This is a genomic window from Streptomyces odontotermitis, assembly GCF_050510915.1.
GTDB lineage: Bacteria > Actinomycetota > Actinomycetes > Streptomycetales > Streptomycetaceae > Streptomyces.
Genome location: NZ_JBNJLS010000004.1, coordinates 312,313 through 328,570, shown reverse-complemented (window position 1 = coordinate 328,570; position 16,258 = coordinate 312,313). Strand labels below are relative to the sequence as shown.

Here is a 16,258-nt window from a genome sequence, read left to right as displayed (position 1 = left end):
GATTCACCGTGCGCATCTCCCGGAACTCCCCCACTTCCCGCAGGGCGGCCGCCGCTGCCGTCGCCCTGGCCGCCCTGCTGCCGCTGAGCGCCTGCGGGGGAGGGGACGGGGGCGGGTCGACGGACGCCTCCGGCAAGGTCGAGGGTGAGATCACCTTCCAGACCTGGAACTTGAAGGCCAACTTCAAGTCGTACTTCGAGGACCTCATCGACGGCTTCGAGCAGAAGTACCCGGACGCGAAGGTCCGCTGGATCGACCAGCCGGCCGAGGGCTACGCCGACAAGATCAGCGCAGACGCGGCGGGCGGCACCCTGCCCGACGTCGTGAACGTCTCGCCCGACCTCGTCGTCCCGCTCGCCAAGGCCGGGCTCGCGCTCGACCTGGACAAGGCCGCGGGGAAGTACGAGAAGGAGTATCTGCCCGGCGCCTGGAAGGCCCATCAGATACCGGGCGCCGAGGGCACGTACGCCTTCCCCTGGTATCTGAACACCGGCCCGCTCTTCTACAACAAGCGGCTCTTCAAGGACGCCGGCCTCGACGAGGCGGGGCCCCCGACGACGTATCCGGAGCTCTTCGACGACGCGCTGCAGCTCGCGAGGAAGAGCAAGGGCAGGACGGCCACCCTCGCCAACGTCCCCACCATCGAGGACTTCGGCCGCTACGGCGTCCCGCTGCTGAACAAGGAAGGCACCGGCTTCACCTTCAACGGGCCCAAGGGCGTCGAACTCCTCACCAAGTACAAGGAGTTGTACGACGCGAAGGCGCTCGACGGACAGGCGCTGACCGCGACGCCGGAGTCCGCGGGCAAGAAGTTCCTCACCGAGGCCGTGGCGATGAACCCCGGCAGCGCGCTCGACCTCGCCAAGTTCAAGAAGGAGGCGCCGGGCCTCTACAAGAACATCGGGATCACCCCGCAGATCAGCAACACCGGCAAGGACAACATGTATGTGATGGGCGTGATGGTGAACACCCGCACCAAGCACACGCCCGCCGCCGTCGCCTTCGCGCACTACGTGACGGACGCGCGGCACCAGATGTCGTTCGCCAAGAAGGTCGCGATCTTCCCGAGCACCCAAGGGTCTCTGGACGACCCGTACTTCACCAAGCAGGACGGCACCGACGAGACGCGCGTGCGGGTAGCTGCCGCCAAGTCCATCAAGACGGCGGTCAACTACACGCCCGTGGTCTTCAGCGAGCAGATGAAGGTCGAGCTGCGCAACGCCGTCGCGCGGGCGCTGCAGGGCAAGCAGAGCCCCAAGGAAGCGCTCGACAACGCTGTCAAGGGCTGCGACCGGCTGCTGAAGCAGAGCTGAGAGCCCCAGCCATGAAGAGCAGCGGCCCCTCCACTCTGACCCGCCCCGCATCCGCGTCCGCCACCGCCCGTGCCGGCAGCCACCCGCGACGCCGCGGACGGCGCGTCCCCCGCCAACTGGCCGTCAGCCCCTGGCTGTTCGCCGCCCCCGGCCTCGGCATCGTCGGCACGTTCATCCTGTATCCGTTCATCAGCACCGTCATCAACGCCTTCACCGACAAGCGGACTTTGATCGACGGCCAGTACGTCGGCCTCGCCAACTTCCGTGAGCTGCTGCACGACGACATGTTCTGGATCGGCCTGCGCAACAGCAGCCTGTACGTGCTCGGCGTGGTCCCCGCCCTGGTCGTCCTGCCGCTGCTGCTCGCGATGCTGGTGCAGAAGCACATCCCGGGCATCGGCTTCTTCCGGTCCGCCTTCTACACGCCGGTGGTGGCGTCCATCGTCGTCGTCGGCCTCATCTGGGTGTGGCTGCTCGACGAACGGGGCCTGGTCAACGCCGTGTTGGAGGCGGTCGGCGTCGGCAAGGTCGGGTTCCTCAGCGACCAGTGGCTGCTCCTGCTGAGCGCCATGGCCGTCACGATCTGGCGGGGACTCGGCTACTACATGATCATTTACCTCGCGGCCCTCGCGAGCGTCCCGCGCGAACTCCACGAGGCGGCCGCCGTGGACGGCGCGGGAGCGTTCCGCCGCTTCCTCACCGTCACCGTCCCGGCCGTCCGCTCCACCATGGTCCTGGTCGGCGCGCTCTCCTCGGTCACCGCGTTCAAGGTGTTCTCCGAGGTGTATCTGATGGCCGGGCCGAACGGCGGCCCCGCGGGCGAGGACACCACCCTCGCCATGCTCGTCCAGCGCACCGGCACCGGCCTGACCGGCCGCATCGGCTACGCCTCCGCCCTCTCCGTGGTCGTCTTCGTCGTCACCGTCGGCCTGATGCTGCTCGTGCTGCGCGCGGACCGGAAGGAGGAGGCGTGAGAACGCTGAAGCGCACTCCCCGCAGGCGGCGGCGGTTCGTCGACGAGAACGGGCGCCGCATGCCGCTGTGGGAGCTCGTCCTCCGCTACGCGCTGCTGCTGGCCGTCCTCGCGATCTCCGTGGGCCCCTTCCTGTGGCAGCTCTCCACCTCCCTGAAGGGCCCGCACGAGAACATCTTCAGCTCGCCGCCCCGCTTCCTGCCGTCCAGTCCGACGCTGCACAACTACGAGCGGGTCGCCGACACCATTCCCGTCTGGGACTACGCCCTCAACTCCCTGAAGGTGTCCGTCGCCAACGTCGTCACCAACTGCGTGGGGGCCTCCTGCGCGGGCTACGCCCTCGCGCGGCTGCGCTACCGGGGCCGCAGGGCGGCGACGCTCGTCTTCATCCTCGCGATGCTCGTGCCCGTGGAGAGCATCATCATCGCCCAGTTCACGACCATGAGGGACCTCGAACTCAACAACACCCTGATCGCGGTCCTGCTGCCCGCCTCGATCTCCTCCCTGAACGTGCTGCTGATGCGCAACGCGTTCCTCAATCTGCCGTACGAGGTGGAGGAGGCGGCGTTCGTCGACGGCGCCAACGTCTGGCAGCGGTTCGTGCGCATCGCCCTGCCTTCGGTACGGGGGACGCTCGCCGTCGTGGCCATCTTCGCGTTCATGGGCGCCTGGGACGACTTCCTGTGGCCCCTGATCGTCCTCAGCGACCCCGACCGCTTCACCCTCACCATCGGCCTCAACTACCTGCACGGCACGTTCGCGAACGACGAACGGCTCGTGGCAGCAGGCACCGTCATCGCCGTCGTGCCCCTCATCGCCCTCTTCGCCTGCCTGCAGCGGTACTTCTTCCGCGGGGTGGGCGAGGGGGCGGTGAAGGGCTGAGCCCCCCTTTGAGAACCAGGAACCGAATGCCTGACGACGTGGTGCGCTTCGGCGCCAACTACACGCCCAGCCAAGGGTGGTTCCACCACTGGCTGGACTTCGACCTCGACGCCGTCCGCGCGGATCTCGACGCGATCGCCGCGCTCGGCCTCGACCACATCCGGGTCTTCCCCGTCTGGCCCTACTTCCAGCCCAACCGCACCCTGATCCGCCCGCGAGCCGTCGAACAGCTCGTCGCCCTCGCGGACGCGGCGGCCGAGCGGGGACTCGACGTGAACGTCGACGGCCTCCAGGGCCACCTCTCCAGCTTCGACTTCCTCCCCGCCTGGACCCAGACCTGGCACCGCCGCAACATGTTCACCGACCCGGACGTGGTGGCCGCACAGGCGGAGTACCTGCGCACCCTGGCCGCCGCCCTCGCCGACCGGCCGAACTTCATCGGCATGACGATCGGCAACGAGGTGAACCAGTTCGCGGCGGGACCGCACCCCGACCCCGACCGCATCACCGAGGCGCAGGCCGAGAGCTGGCTGAGCCGCCTCCTCGCGGCCTGCGAGGAGGGCGCCCCCGGCCGCCCGCACGTGCACGCCGAGTACGACGCCGCGTGGTACCAGGACGACCAGCCCTTCACCCCGGCGCAGGCGGCGCGGCTCGGGGCGATGACGGCGGTGCACTCGTGGGTCTTCAACGGGACGGCGCAGCGGCACGGGCGGGACGGCGCCGCGACCCGCCACCACGCGGCGTACCTCATCGAGCTCGCCAAGGCGTGGTCCCCGGACCCGCACCGCCCCGTCTGGCTCCAGGAGGTGGGCGCCCCCGCCCCGCTGATCCCGGCGGCGGACGCGGCGGCGTTCACCGAGGCGACGGTGGCGGCGGCGCTGGACTGCGCGGATGTGTGGGGCGTGACGTGGTGGTGCTCCCACGACGTGTCGCGGACGCTCGCGGACTTTCCCGAACTGGAGTACAGCTTGGGGCTGTTGACGAACGAGGGGCGGGTGAAGCCGGTGGGGGCGGCGTTGGCGCGGGTGGCGAAGGAGGGCAGGACCCGAGGACTCGCCCCGCCCCGGTCGACGGCCCTGGTGGTCGACGACTCCGCTCCGGGGTGGCGGTCCTCGTGTGCTCCTGGGGGAGCGGTGAGCGAGGCGTTCGCGCGGTTGGTGGCGGACGGGGTGCGGCCGGCGTTCGTACTTGCGGGGCGGGTGGGGGATGCGGGGTATCTCGTGGAGCGGGGAGTGGGGGAGGTGGTGTGGCCGGAGGAGGTCCGCTAGGTCAACGAGTTCGTGCTTTCGCCAACCCCGCCCCTTCCCGAATCCGGTGTCCCAGGGCCGACGGAGTCGGCTACAGCCCGTCCGGCGTGCGAGGACGAGGCGCGTTGAGCGCCGATACGGGGGTCTAGGGGCGAAGCCCCAGGAAGGCCCGCCCAGGGCGACGGAGTCGCCGTATCGGGAAGGGGCGGGGTTGGGGAAAGAACCGCCGGAGGCACACACCCGCACCCGAAAGGAACCCGCACCCCCATGCACGACAACACCCCCCTCACAGAAGCCCGCCTCAAGCGCGTTCTCGACGAACGCATCCGCCCCGCCATCCACCCCCGCACCACCCCCCTCACCATCGAGATATGGACCGCCCCCGGCGAACCCGTCCCCGTGGCCGAGGGCCTCACCCGCACCCCGCACCCCACCCACGTGGGCGCCCGCTGGGGCGCCCCCTGGTCCACCAGCTGGTTCCGCGTCACCGGCACCGTCCCCGACGACTGGGCGGGCGAGACCGTCGAGGCCCTCCTCGACCTCGGCTTCGACGAGAACATGCCCGGCTTCCAGTGCGAGGGCCTCGTCTACCGCCCCGACGGCACCCCGGTGAAGGGCCTCAACCCCCGCAACCAGTGGGTGCGGATCGCCGCCCCCGCGCAGGGCGGCGAAGAGGTCCGCCTCCACATCGAGGCCGCCTCCAACCCGGTCATCCTCGACTACCACCCCTTCCTGCCGACCCGGTTGGGCGACAAGGAGACCGCGGGGGACGAGCCCCAGTACACCCTGGCCCGCATGGACCTCGCCGTCTTCGACGAGACGGTGTGGCAGCTCGTGCTCGACCTCGAAGTCCTCGGCGAGCTCGCCCAGGAGCTCCCGAAGGACGCCGCCCGTCGCCACGACATCCTGCGCGCGATCGCCCACGCCCTGGACGCCGTGGACCTGCAGGACGTCAACGGCACCGCAACGGCGGCCCGTTCGCGGCTCGCCGACGTCCTCGCCACCCCCGCCGAACCCTCCGCGCACCGCGTCAGCGCCGTCGGTCACGCCCACATCGACTCGGCGTGGCTGTGGCCGCTGCGCGAGACGGTGCGGAAGGTGGCCCGTACGACATCGAACATGACCGCGCTGCTCGCGGACGAGCCGGACTTCGTCTTCGCCATGTCCCAGGCGCAGCAGTGGGCCTGGGTGAAGGAGCACCGGCCGGAGGTGTGGGCGAAGGTCAAGAAGGCCGTGGCGGACGGGCGGTTCGTGCCCGCGGGCGGCATGTGGGTGGAGTCGGACACGAACATGCCGGGCTCGGAGGCGATGGCCCGTCAGTTCGTGCACGGGAAGAGGTTCTTCCTCGACGAGTTCGGGGTCGAGAACGACGAGGCGTGGCTGCCGGACACCTTCGGGTTCGCCGCCGGGCTGCCGCAGATCATCAAGGCGGCGGGGTCGAAGTGGCTGCTCACCCAGAAGATCTCCTGGTCGCAGACGAACCGCTTTCCGCACCACACCTTCCGGTGGGAGGGCATCGACGGCACCCGCATCTTCACGCACTTCCCGCCCGTCGACACCTACAACTGCTCCATGAAGGGCAGCGAAATCGCCCATGCCGCACGGAACTTCAAGGACAAGGGCGCGGCCCGCCACTCCCTCGCACCGACCGGCTGGGGCGACGGGGGCGGCGGCACCACCCGCGAGATGATCGCGAAGGCGGCCCGGCTGCGGAACCTCGAAGGGTCCCCGACCGTGGAGTGGGAGACCCCGGCCGCCTTCTTCGAGAAGGCCGAGGCGGAGTACCCGAACGCCCCCGTCTGGGTCGGCGAGCTCTACCTCGAACTCCACCGCGCCACGCTCACCAGCCAGGCCGGCACCAAGCAGGGCAACCGCCGCAGCGAGCACCTGCTGCGCGAGGCGGAACTGTGGGCGGCGACGGCGGCGGTCCGGGCCGGATTCCCCTACCCGTACGAGGAGTTGGACCGCGTCTGGAAGACGGTGCTGCTCCACCAGTTCCACGACATCCTGCCCGGCTCGTCGATCGCGTGGGTGCACCGGGAGGCGCGCGCCACGTACGCGGGCGTGGCGGCGGAGCTCACCGGGATCATCGAGTCCGCGCAGCGCGCGCTCGCGGGAGAGGGCGACACGCCCCTGACCTTCAACGCGGCGCCGCACGCCCTCGACGGCATCCCCGCGGGCGGCGCGGCACGCACCGGGGAGCCGGTGGCGGCGGGCCGTTCGACGGTCACCCCGCGCACGGAGGGCGGCTACGTCCTGGACAACGGGCTCCTGCGGGTGGAGATCGACGGGCGCGGCCTGCTCGTCTCCGCGTACGACAAGGAGGCGGACCGCGAGATGATCGCGCCGGGCGCCGTCGGCAACCTCCCCCAACTCCACGCGGATTTCCCGAACATGTGGGATGCGTGGGACGTGGACGAGTTCTACCGGAACACGGTGACGGACCTGACGGCGGTGGACGAGGTGGCGCCGGGGGAGGCCGGTCCGGAGGGGGCGGCCTCGGTCCGTGTGCGCCGCGCCTTCGGTGCCTCCCGCATGACGCAGGTGCTGACCCTCCCGCCCGGCGCGACGCGGCTCGACATCGACACCGAGGTCGACTGGCACGAGACGGAGAAGTTCCTGAAGCTGGCGTTCCCGCTGGACGTGCACGCGGAGCGGTACGCGTCGGAGACCCAGTTCGGGCACTTCTACCGGGCCACGCACACCAACACCAGCTGGGAGGCGGCGAAGTTCGAGGCGTGCAACCACCGCTTCGTGCATATGGGAGAGCCGGGATGGGGCGTGGCCCTGGTCAACGACTCCACGTACGGGCACGACGTCACGCGCGACGTGCGGCCGGCGGACGGCGGCACGACCACGACGGTACGGGCTTCGCTGCTGCGCGCCCCGCGCTTTCCCGACCCCGAGACGGACCAGGGCGTGCACCGCTTCCGGCACGCGCTGGTGCCGGGGGCGGCGATCGGCGACGCCGTGCGCGAGGGGTACCGGATCAACCTGCCCGGGCGCCGGGTCTCCGGCGGCGCGGAGGTGGCCCCGCTGGTGAGCGTCGACAACGACGCGGTCGTCGTCACGGCGGTGAAGCTGGCCGACGACGGCAGCGGTGACGTGGTCGTCCGCTTCCACGAGGCGGGCGGCGGCCGGGCGCGGGCCACGCTGACGGCGGGCTTCGCGGTCGGCTCGGTCTCGGCGACGGATCTACTGGAGCGGCCCCTGGCCGACGCGCCTGCCCCGCAGCGCGAGGGCGGGGCGATCGCGGTCTCGCTGCGCCCGTTCGAGCTGATGACGCTGCGGCTGACGCGGGCCTGACACACAGAAGGAACGCCACCTCCCCCCCCCGAAGGCGGGGGAGGTGGCGTTCCGACGGCTCAAGACCCGTGCGGCGTGGCGGTGGCCTGTCGGCCGTGCCTCACGTGCCCGAGAGCTTGCCGCAGTACGCGTCGACCTTCTTGATCTTGCCGCCGTTCTGGTACACCCCTTCGTGGGCCCTGACGACATACTTCACATTGCGCATCCCGGTCGGCGTGAGGCGCGTGTCCATCAGGTAGCCCTGACGGGTGAGGTCATGGGTGTAGAGGTGCCCGCCCTTGGTGGACTTGAACTTGGTCCGGACCCAGCCCATGCTCCGGGAGCGGATGACGACCTGCTTGCCGCGTCCGCAGTGCTTGGTGCCGCTCTTCTTCGCCATGACCTTCTTGGAGCGGCTCTTCCTCGGCTGGCCGCCGTCCTTGCTGCAGTAGGCGGACACCTTGTTGAGGTTGTCCTTGTGCCTGCCCCACTCGCTGGTGACCTTCCACGTCACCTTCTTGCGCCAGGTGGGAAGGGGGTGGCTGGCGATGCCCGAGGGGTCGAACGCGTAGCGCGCGGAGTGCACCTTGCCGCCCGGAACCTTCCACGAGAAGCGGGTGTACCCGACGGCCGAGACCGCGACGTGCACGTACTTGCCGCGCCCGCAGCTCTTGGTCCCCTTCTTGGAGTGGAAGCCGTCGCCCATGACGGAGACGGATCCCTTCTCGCCCTGCGTGGCGGCGGCGGCCTGCGCGGGCCCGCTCGCCCCGACCGGTGCGACGACCGCGGCGGCTGCCAGCGCGCTGACCGCCATGCCCGCTCGGCGATTGATCTGCATGCAACGTCTCCCGTGAACTTAAGTGTCTTCCTTCAAATCCCCCTCGAAATTAGGGCATGCGGCGGCTCACCGGTATTGCACAAAAGGGCAACACGTCCCCGGGTCGGTTCATGGGCCAACTGCCTTTTGCTGTGCGGCAGTTGGGTCCTATGGTTGCCGTCGCCCAAAGACGCTTCGGCGTCCGGAGATAAGCAACAGAAACGGGATCAGAACACCATGACCAAGTTCCGTTATGGAGTTGTCGGTGCCCTGGGTGCTGTCGCGCTCACCATCCCTCTGATGGCCACCGTCCCCGCCGCGGCGGCCTCGGGGGCCGGCGCCGCCACTTTCAAGAACCAGCAGACCCGCACGTGCCTGAAGGCCACGCCGAAGAAGCCCGTCACGGGCAAGTGCGCCAAGGCAGGCAAGGCGCAGACCTGGAAGGTCATCGGCACCAAGGCGGGGCGTAATGTCCTGAAGTCGCGGATGTTGAAGAACGCCAAGTCCGGCAAGTGTCTGACCGGTCACCGCAGCGGCAAGGCCGTCTCACTGCGTAAGTGCAGCAAGGGGAACAAGCTCCAGCGGTGGAGTCTGACCGACAGCGGACTGACCACCAACGACAAGAACAGGCAGTGCCTCAAGACGAATGGTCGCGCCGTGTGGACGGCAGTCTGCAGGGACGCCAAGGCGTATCGCTGGACCATGACGAAGGTCAAGTGACGGAAAGTCGGCCGAAGCCCGCCCCGGCGAAAGGGGCGGGCTTCACCGTTGCCGGGGCCGGTCCCTGATGCGGCGCTAGGGCCTGTCCGGCGGATCAGGCCGCATGATTCCGAGCTTGCCTGTTTGTCGCTGGTGAGCGGGGTCTGGTGCGTCGAGATGCAAGGCGGAGGAGGGCGTCAACGCGGAGCGTTGGCAACCGACGACAACGCCGCAGATCGGCGTGCCAGACCCCGCGACCGCGGCAAGATCCGCCGGACAGGCCCTAGTCGTCCAGCTGGGCCCGCAGCCACGTCTCGACCTCGCCGACGTGCGCCGCCGCCGCGGCGCGTGCCGCCTCGGGGTCGCGGGCCACCAGCGCGCGGTGGATGCGGGCGTGTTCCCGGCGGGTGCGTTCGAACGCGCCCTCCTCCTGGTAGCCGCGCCACACGCGGGCACGGAAGGTGCGCGACGAGAGGCCCTCCAGGATGGCGGCCATCGTGTCGTTGCCGGCCGCGAGGGCGATCGTGCGGTGGAACGCGAGATCGTGGGAGAGGATCTCCTCGGGATCGTCCGTGGCGTTCATCGCCTCCAAGTGCATCTCCACATCGGCCAGTTGGGCGGCGGAGATGCGCGCGGCCGCCAGCGCCGTCGCCGTCGACTCCAGGACCCGCCGCACCTCCAGGAGCTCCACGAGCCGCGGCCCCCGCGACAGGTCGGCGACCACCCCGAAGGTCTCCAGGAGGTCCCCGGCCTCCAGCTGCGTCACATAGATGCCCGAGCCGTGGCGGGCCTCCAGGACGCCGAGGACCGTCAGCGCCCGGATCGCCTCCCGCATCGAACTCCGCGAGATGCCGAGCCGCTGCGCCAGGTCCCGCTCCGTGGGCAGGCGCTGGCCCGGCTCCAGGCGGCCCTCCGCGATCATCGCCTTGATCTGCTCGATGGCCCGCTGCGTCACGGTGCCCTTCTGCGGGACCACGGTGCTCTCCACGTGACGCTCCTCAAGTAGCCGGGTGCGCCGCAGTCTAGCCACAGAGGTGGTCGGACCACTACGGCCGGAAACCGCGAAAAGTAGGCGACGAGGGGTGTTGTGTGCGCCAAGTGGTCTGATAAATATTCGCCCATCAGGAGCTGGAACCCATTCGATCTCGCTCGATGAGGAGCCCCCAGATGGCCGCCACAACAGTGCGGAACAGGCGTAGCGGACCGGGCACTTCGCGGGTGGTGCGCGCCGCCGCGGCGGCCGCGTGTGCCGCCCTCGTGCTCACGGCGTGCGGCAGCACGAAGGACACCGGCGGCGGCGCGGGCGGCGGGGGCGAGGGCAAGGTGGGGGTGATCCTGCCGCTGCTGACCTCGCCGTTCTGGCAGTCGTACAACGACTACGTGCCGAAGATGGCGAAGTCCGAGGACGTCGACACGCTGAAGACGGTCAACTCCAACAGCGACCCCTCCCAGCAGATCACCGACATCAACAACCAGCTCAACCAGGGCGTGAAGGGCCTCGTCGTCGCCCCGCTCGACAGCGCCGCCATCTCCGCCGGACTCGACCAGGCCGAACGCAAGGGCGTGCCCGTCGTCGCCGTCGACGTCGCTCCCGAGAAGGGCAAGGTCGCGATGGTCGTACGGGCCGACAACGTCGCGTACGGGCAGAAGGCGTGCGAGTACCTCGGCAGGACCGTCAAGAGCGGCAAGGTCGTGCAGATCATGGGCGATCTCGCGTCCGTCAACGGGCGCGAGCGGTCCAAGGCGTTCCGCGACTGCGTGCAGGACAAGTACCCCAAGCTGAAGGTCCTGGAGATTCCCGCGAAGTGGGAGTCGGACACCGCCGCCTCGAAGCTGGACACCCTGCTGAACTCCCACCCCGACATCAAGGGGATCTACATGCAGGCGGGCGGCGTCTATCTCGCGCCGACCATCCAGACCCTCAAGTCCAAGGGGAAGTTGAAGAAGGCGGGGGAGGCGGGGCACATCGCCGTCGTGTCGAACGACGGGATTCCGCAGGAGTTCGACGCCATCCGCAAGGGCCAGATCGACGCCACCGTCTCGCAGCCCGCCGACGCCTACGCCAAGTACGGCATGTACTACATCAAGGCGGCCATGAACGGGAAGAAGTTCAAGCCCGGTCCGACCGACCACGGCTCGAAGATCGTGAAGCTGCCCGGCGGCATCCTGGAGGACCAGCTGCCCGCCCCGCTGGTCACCAAGGACAACGTCGACGACCCCAAGCTGTGGGGCAACGCGGGCAAATGAGTGAGCCGATGAGCGAGCCGACACCGCAGAGCCCCCCGCCCGCCGCCCCGCCCCTCGTCGAGGCCGTCGGCATCGTCAAGCGGTACGGGCCCACCGTCGCCCTCCAGGACGGCCGGCTCACCGTCCGGGCGGGCGAGTCCCACGCCCTCGTCGGGCGCAACGGAGCCGGGAAGTCCACCCTCGTCCAGATACTCACCGGCTTGCAGGCACCCGACGCGGGCACGGTGAGCTTCGACGGCGAGCCCGCCCCGCCGCTCGCCGACCGCGACGCCTGGCGCGCCAAGGTGGCCTGCGTCTACCAGAAGCCCACCGTCGTGCCCGACCTGACGGTCGCCGAGAACCTCTTCATCAACCGGCAGCCGCAGGGCCGCGGCGGCCTCATCAGCTGGCGCCGCCTGCGCGCCGAGGCCGCGGCCGTGCTCGACACCTGGGACGTGCGCGTCGACCCGGAGGCGCGCACCGGCGACCTCAAGGTCGAGGACCGCCAAATGGTGGAGATCGCACGGGCGTTGAGCTTCGGGGCGCGCTTCATCGTCCTCGACGAGCCGACCGCGCAGCTCGACAACCGCGAGATCGAACGGCTCTTCACGCGGATGCGGGCCCTCCAGGAGTCCGGCGTCACCTTCCTGTTCATCTCGCACCACCTCCAGGAGGTGTACGAGGTGTGCCAGACCGTCACGGTGCTGCGCGACGCCCGCTGGATCACGACCGCGCCGGTCGCCGAACTCCCGCGCGCCGCCCTGGTGGAGGCCATGGCGGGGGAGGCCGTCGCGGAGCAGGAGCGGGCCGCGGCGCGCGCGACCGGCCCGGTCGACGCACCCGTGCTGCTGGCGGCGAAGGGGCTGACCTCACCCTCGTACAGGAATGTCGACCTGACCGTGCGGCGCGGCGAGGTCGTCGGCCTCGCCGGGTCCAGCGGCAGCGGCAAGATCAACCTCGCGGAGACCTTCGCCGGGCTGCACACACCCACGAGCGGCAGCGCTCAACTCGACGGCGAGGAGCTGCCGTTCGGGGACGTGCGCGCCGCGCTGAAGGCGGGCGTGGGGTGCGTGCCGCGCGACCGGCACGGGCAGGGGCTCGTCTTCGGGATGTCGATCGGGGACAACGCCACGATGACCGTCCTGGACCGGCTGGGCCGCTTCGGCTTCGTCGGCGGCGATAACAAGCGTGCCTTCGCCGACGAGCTGATCGAGCGGCTCGACATCCACGCCGAGGGCCCCGACCAGCCCGTGTCGGACCTCTCCGGCGGCAACGCGCAGAAGGTCGTGATGGCCCGTGCCCTCGCCTCCGACCCGCGGCTGCTCGTGCTCATCAACCCCACCGCGGGCGTGGACGTGAAGTCGAAGGAGTCCCTGCTCGCCCGGATGGCGGGGGCCCGTGAGGACGGCACCGCGGTCCTCGTCGTCTCGGACGAACTGGACGACCTGCGCCGCTGCGACCGCGTCCTCGTCCTCTTCCACGGCCGTGTCGTCGCCGAGCATCCGGCGGGCTGGCACGACCACGAGCTGATCGCCTCCATCGAAGGAGTGGACCAAGAACATGGCTGACCTGAAGGCCGCGTCGGCCGCACCCGCCGTCACGACGAAGGGCGGCCGCGAAGCGGCATCGGCCAAGGCCGTCCTGCTCCGCCGCGCCCGTGAACTCGCCCTCGTCCCGGCCCTGTTGCTGCTCTTGGTGCTCGGCGCGGTCGTCAACGACTCGTTCCTGACCGAGCGGAACCTCATCTCCATCCTCGGCGCCTCCGCGGCCCTGGCGATGGTGGTGCTCGCCGAGTCCCTCGTCCTGATCACCGGCAAGTTCGACCTCTCCCTGGAGTCGGTCGTCGGCATCGCGCCCGCCGTCGGCGCGCTCCTCGTGCTGCCCGCCGCGCAGTCGGGCTGGGGCAGCGAGTTCCCGGTGGCGCTCGCGATCCTCGCGATCCTCGTCGTCGGCGGCGTCATCGGCGCCTTCAACGGCATCCTCGTCGTCAAGCTCAAGCTCAACGCGTTCATCGTGACCCTGGCCATGCTGATCGTGCTGCGCGGCCTGCTCGTCGGCGCCACCAAGGGCAAGACGCTCTTCGGCATGCCCGAAGCCTTCTACACCCTCGCCACCTCGACCTTCCTCACCATCCCGATGTCGGTGTGGCTGGCCGCGGCCGCCTTCGCCGTTGCCGGGCTCGTCCTCAAGTACCACCGGGTGGGGCGGGCGCTGTACGCGATCGGCGGGAACCCGGACGCGGCGCGCGCGGCCGGGATCCGGGTGGAGCGCGTCATGCTCGGGGTGTTCGTCGTCGCGGGCGTCCTCGCGGCCACCGGCGGCCTCATGCAGACCGGCTACGTCGGCGCGATCAACGCCAACCAGGGCCAGAACATGATCTTCACCGTGTTCGCGGCGGCGGTCATCGGCGGCATCAGCCTGGATGGCGGCAAGGGCACCATGTTCGGTGCCCTCACCGGCGTGCTGCTGCTCGGCGTCGTGCAGAACCTGCTGACCCTCGCCCAGGTGCCGTCCTTCTGGATCCAGGCCATCTACGGCGGCATCATCCTGGTCGCCCTGATGATCGCGCGCGTCACCACCGGTCGCGCCCAGGACTGAGGTCCTGCGACCACTGCGGCCGCACCCGGTCCGCCGGCCCCCGCTCCCTGCCAGAAAGGCATGCTGTGCCTCCTGCGTCCCCGACTCCCGCGCGCATCACGGCGGTCGACACGTACGACATCCGCTTCCCGACCTCCCGGGAGCTCGACGGGTCCGACGCCATGAACCCGGACCCCGACTACTCCGCCGCCTATGTCGTGCTGCGCACCGATACGGCCGACGGCCTGGAGGGGCACGGCTTCACCTTCACCATCGGCCGCGGCAACGACGTCCAGGTGGCCGCCATCGAGGCGCTGCGCCACCACGTCGTCGGCCGGTCCGTCGAGGAGGTCTGCGCCGACCCCGGCACCGTCAACCGCGCCCTGGTCGGCGACAGCCAGCTGCGCTGGCTCGGCCCCGAGAAGGGCGTGATGCACATGGCGATCGGGGCCGTCGTCAACGCGGTCTGGGACCTCGCCGCCAAGCGCGCCGCAAAGCCCCTGTGGCAGCTCCTCGCCGAGGCCGACCCGGAGTGGCTCGTCTCCCAGGTCGACTTCCGCTACATCGCCGACGCCCTCAGCCCCGAGGAGGCCCTCGCCCTGCTGCGGGCCGGACGCGAGGGCGCGGCGGCCCGTACGGCGGCCCTGCGCGAGCGCGGCTTCCCCGGCTACACCACCTCGCCCGGCTGGCTCGGCTACAGCGACGAGAAGCTGACCCGGCTCGCCCGCCAGGCCGTCGCCGACGGCTTCACACAGATCAAGCTGAAGGTCGGCGCGGACCTCGACGACGACATCCGCCGCTGCCGCACCGCCCGCGAGGCCATCGGCCCCGGCGTGCGCCTGGCCATCGACGCCAACCAGCGCTGGGACGTGGACGAGGCCATCCGCTGGACCCGCGCCCTCGCCGCCTTCGACCCGTACTGGATCGAGGAGCCCACCAGCCCCGACGACGTCCTCGGCCACGCGGCGATCCGCGAGGCCGTCGCGCCCGTCAAGGTCGCCACGGGCGAACACGTCCAGAACCGGATCATCTTCAAGCAGCTCCTCCAGGCGGGCGCCGTCGACGTCTTGCAGATCGACGCGGCCCGGGTCGGCGGCGTCAACGAGAACCTCGCGATCCTGCTGCTCGCCGCCAAGTTCGGCGTCCCCGTCTGCCCGCACGCGGGCGGCGTCGGCCTGTGCGAGCTCGTCCAGCACCTGTCGATGTTCGACTACGTGGCGCTGGCGGGCACCACGGAGAACCGCGTCATCGAGTACGTCGACCACCTCCACGACCACTTCACGGCGCCGGTCGTCCTCAGCGACGGCCACTACCAGGCGCCCACCACGCCCGGCTTCTCGGCGACGATGCGCGCCGAGTCGCTGGCCGAATTCGCCTACCCGGACGGCACGTTCTGGGCCGCGGACCTGGCCGGGCAGGCCCAGCGGCCGCAGCAGCCCCGGCACCCCCGACACAAAGGAGCAGTGGCATGACGGACTTCGAGGGGCTGCGGGCCCTGGTCACCGGCGGTGCCTCCGGCATCGGCCGCGCCACCGCCGAGCTGCTGGCGTCCCGCGGCGCCCGGGTCGCCGTCCTCGACCTGGACCCGGGCACCGTGGAGAAGCCCCTGCACGCGTACGAGGCCGACGTCACCGACGACGCGTCGGTGCGCGCCGCGGTGACGGCGGCGGGCACCGAGCTGGGCGGACTCGACGTATTGATCAACAACGCGGGCATCGGCGCCCAGGGCACCGTGGAGGACAACGACGACGAGCAGTGGCGGCGCGTCCTGGACGTCAATGTCCTCGGCATCGTGCGCACCACCCGCGCGGCCCTCCCGCACCTGCGGACCTCCGAGCACGCGGCCGTCGTCAACACCTGCTCCATAGCCGCCACGGCCGGGCTCCCGCAGCGCGCGCTGTACTCGGCCTCGAAGGGCGCCGTGCTCTCCCTGACCCTCGCGATGGCCGCCGACCACGTACGCGAGGGAATCCGCGTCAACTGCGTCAACCCCGGCACCGTGGACACGCCGTGGGTCGGCCGTCTCCTCGACGCCGCCCCCGACCCGGCCGCCGAACGGGCCGCTCTCCAGGCCCGCCAGCCCACCGGCCGCCTCGTCACGGCCGCCGAAGTCGCGGGTGCCATCGCCTACTTGGCGAGCCCCCTGTCCGGCGCAACGACCGGCACCGCGCTCGCCGTGGACGGCGGCATGCAGGGCCTGCGGCTGCGCCCGGCGGGCCGGTGACGTCCCTGGCCACCC

Annotated in this window: 13 protein-coding genes; 11 read left to right on the top strand and 2 right to left on the bottom strand. The window is 70.5% G+C overall.

Features of this window, described 5'->3' with window-relative positions:
* Window positions 1-14 precede the first annotated feature (14 nt).
* From ACQB60_RS14880 to ACQB60_RS14860, 5 genes are all read left to right on the top strand, one after another.
* Entirely contained in the window at window positions 15-1,313 is a 1,299-nt protein-coding gene (locus ACQB60_RS14880; protein WP_496926637.1) for an extracellular solute-binding protein, read from the top strand.
* An 11-nt stretch (window positions 1,314-1,324) separates the two neighbouring features.
* Complete coding sequence (locus ACQB60_RS14875) at window positions 1,325-2,287, top strand: carbohydrate ABC transporter permease (RefSeq protein ID WP_496926430.1); 963 nt, start codon at window positions 1,325-1,327, stop codon at window positions 2,285-2,287.
* Window positions 2,284-3,168 carry a carbohydrate ABC transporter permease gene (locus ACQB60_RS14870; protein WP_496926429.1) on the top strand — a complete coding sequence of 295 codons (885 nt, stop codon included), beginning with the start codon at window positions 2,284-2,286 and terminating at the stop codon, window positions 3,166-3,168. The genes ACQB60_RS14875 and ACQB60_RS14870 overlap by 4 nt, the downstream gene beginning before the upstream one ends.
* Window positions 3,169-3,194: 26 nt before the next feature.
* The gene (locus ACQB60_RS14865) at window positions 3,195-4,436 is read left to right on the top strand and encodes a glycoside hydrolase 5 family protein (protein ID WP_496926428.1); all 1,242 of its coding nucleotides are present in this window, start codon (window positions 3,195-3,197) and stop codon (window positions 4,434-4,436) included.
* A 246-nt stretch (window positions 4,437-4,682) separates the two neighbouring features.
* Window positions 4,683-7,721, top strand: coding sequence for an alpha-mannosidase (locus ACQB60_RS14860; RefSeq protein ID WP_496926427.1), 3,039 nt, complete (start codon window positions 4,683-4,685; stop codon window positions 7,719-7,721).
* A 100-nt stretch (window positions 7,722-7,821) separates the two neighbouring features.
* Here the strand turns inward: ACQB60_RS14860 and ACQB60_RS14855 are convergent, their stop codons facing one another.
* The gene (locus ACQB60_RS14855) at window positions 7,822-8,538 is read right to left on the bottom strand and encodes a hypothetical protein (RefSeq protein ID WP_496926426.1); all 717 of its coding nucleotides are present in this window, start codon (window positions 8,536-8,538) and stop codon (window positions 7,822-7,824) included.
* A gap of 216 nt (window positions 8,539-8,754) precedes the next feature.
* Here ACQB60_RS14855 and ACQB60_RS14850 point away from each other — a divergent pair, with 216 nt between their 5' ends.
* Window positions 8,755-9,237 (top strand): ricin-type beta-trefoil lectin domain protein, encoded by a 483-nt coding sequence (locus tag ACQB60_RS14850; protein ID WP_496926425.1) that lies wholly within the window; start codon window positions 8,755-8,757, stop codon window positions 9,235-9,237.
* 262 nt (window positions 9,238-9,499) lie between these two features.
* Here the strand turns inward: ACQB60_RS14850 and ACQB60_RS14845 are convergent, their stop codons facing one another.
* A complete protein-coding gene (locus ACQB60_RS14845) occupies window positions 9,500-10,204 on the bottom strand; it encodes a FadR/GntR family transcriptional regulator (RefSeq protein ID WP_496926424.1) in 705 nt (234 codons plus the stop codon).
* A gap of 179 nt (window positions 10,205-10,383) precedes the next feature.
* Here ACQB60_RS14845 and ACQB60_RS14840 point away from each other — a divergent pair, with 179 nt between their 5' ends.
* The 5 genes from ACQB60_RS14840 to ACQB60_RS14820 all read left to right on the top strand — a co-directional run bounded on the left by ACQB60_RS14840 (window position 10,384) and on the right by ACQB60_RS14820 (window position 16,243).
* Window positions 10,384-11,463 carry a sugar ABC transporter substrate-binding protein gene (locus ACQB60_RS14840; RefSeq protein WP_496926423.1) on the top strand — a complete coding sequence of 360 codons (1,080 nt, stop codon included), beginning with the start codon at window positions 10,384-10,386 and terminating at the stop codon, window positions 11,461-11,463.
* Between the two features lie 8 nt (window positions 11,464-11,471).
* On the top strand, window positions 11,472-13,010 hold the full coding sequence (locus ACQB60_RS14835; RefSeq protein WP_496926422.1) for a sugar ABC transporter ATP-binding protein: 1,539 nt from the start codon (window positions 11,472-11,474) through the stop codon (window positions 13,008-13,010).
* On the top strand, window positions 13,003-14,040 hold the full coding sequence (locus ACQB60_RS14830; protein WP_496926421.1) for an ABC transporter permease: 1,038 nt from the start codon (window positions 13,003-13,005) through the stop codon (window positions 14,038-14,040). Before ACQB60_RS14835 ends, ACQB60_RS14830 begins: the two co-directional genes overlap by 8 nt.
* A 65-nt stretch (window positions 14,041-14,105) precedes the next feature.
* Window positions 14,106-15,491: an L-fuconate dehydratase gene (locus tag ACQB60_RS14825; RefSeq protein WP_496926420.1), complete on the top strand. Its 1,386-nt coding sequence runs from the start codon at window positions 14,106-14,108 to the stop codon at window positions 15,489-15,491.
* Window positions 15,488-16,243 carry an SDR family NAD(P)-dependent oxidoreductase gene (locus ACQB60_RS14820; protein WP_496926419.1) on the top strand — a complete coding sequence of 252 codons (756 nt, stop codon included), beginning with the start codon at window positions 15,488-15,490 and terminating at the stop codon, window positions 16,241-16,243. The genes ACQB60_RS14825 and ACQB60_RS14820 overlap by 4 nt, the downstream gene beginning before the upstream one ends.
* Window positions 16,244-16,258: the final 15 nt, after the last annotated feature.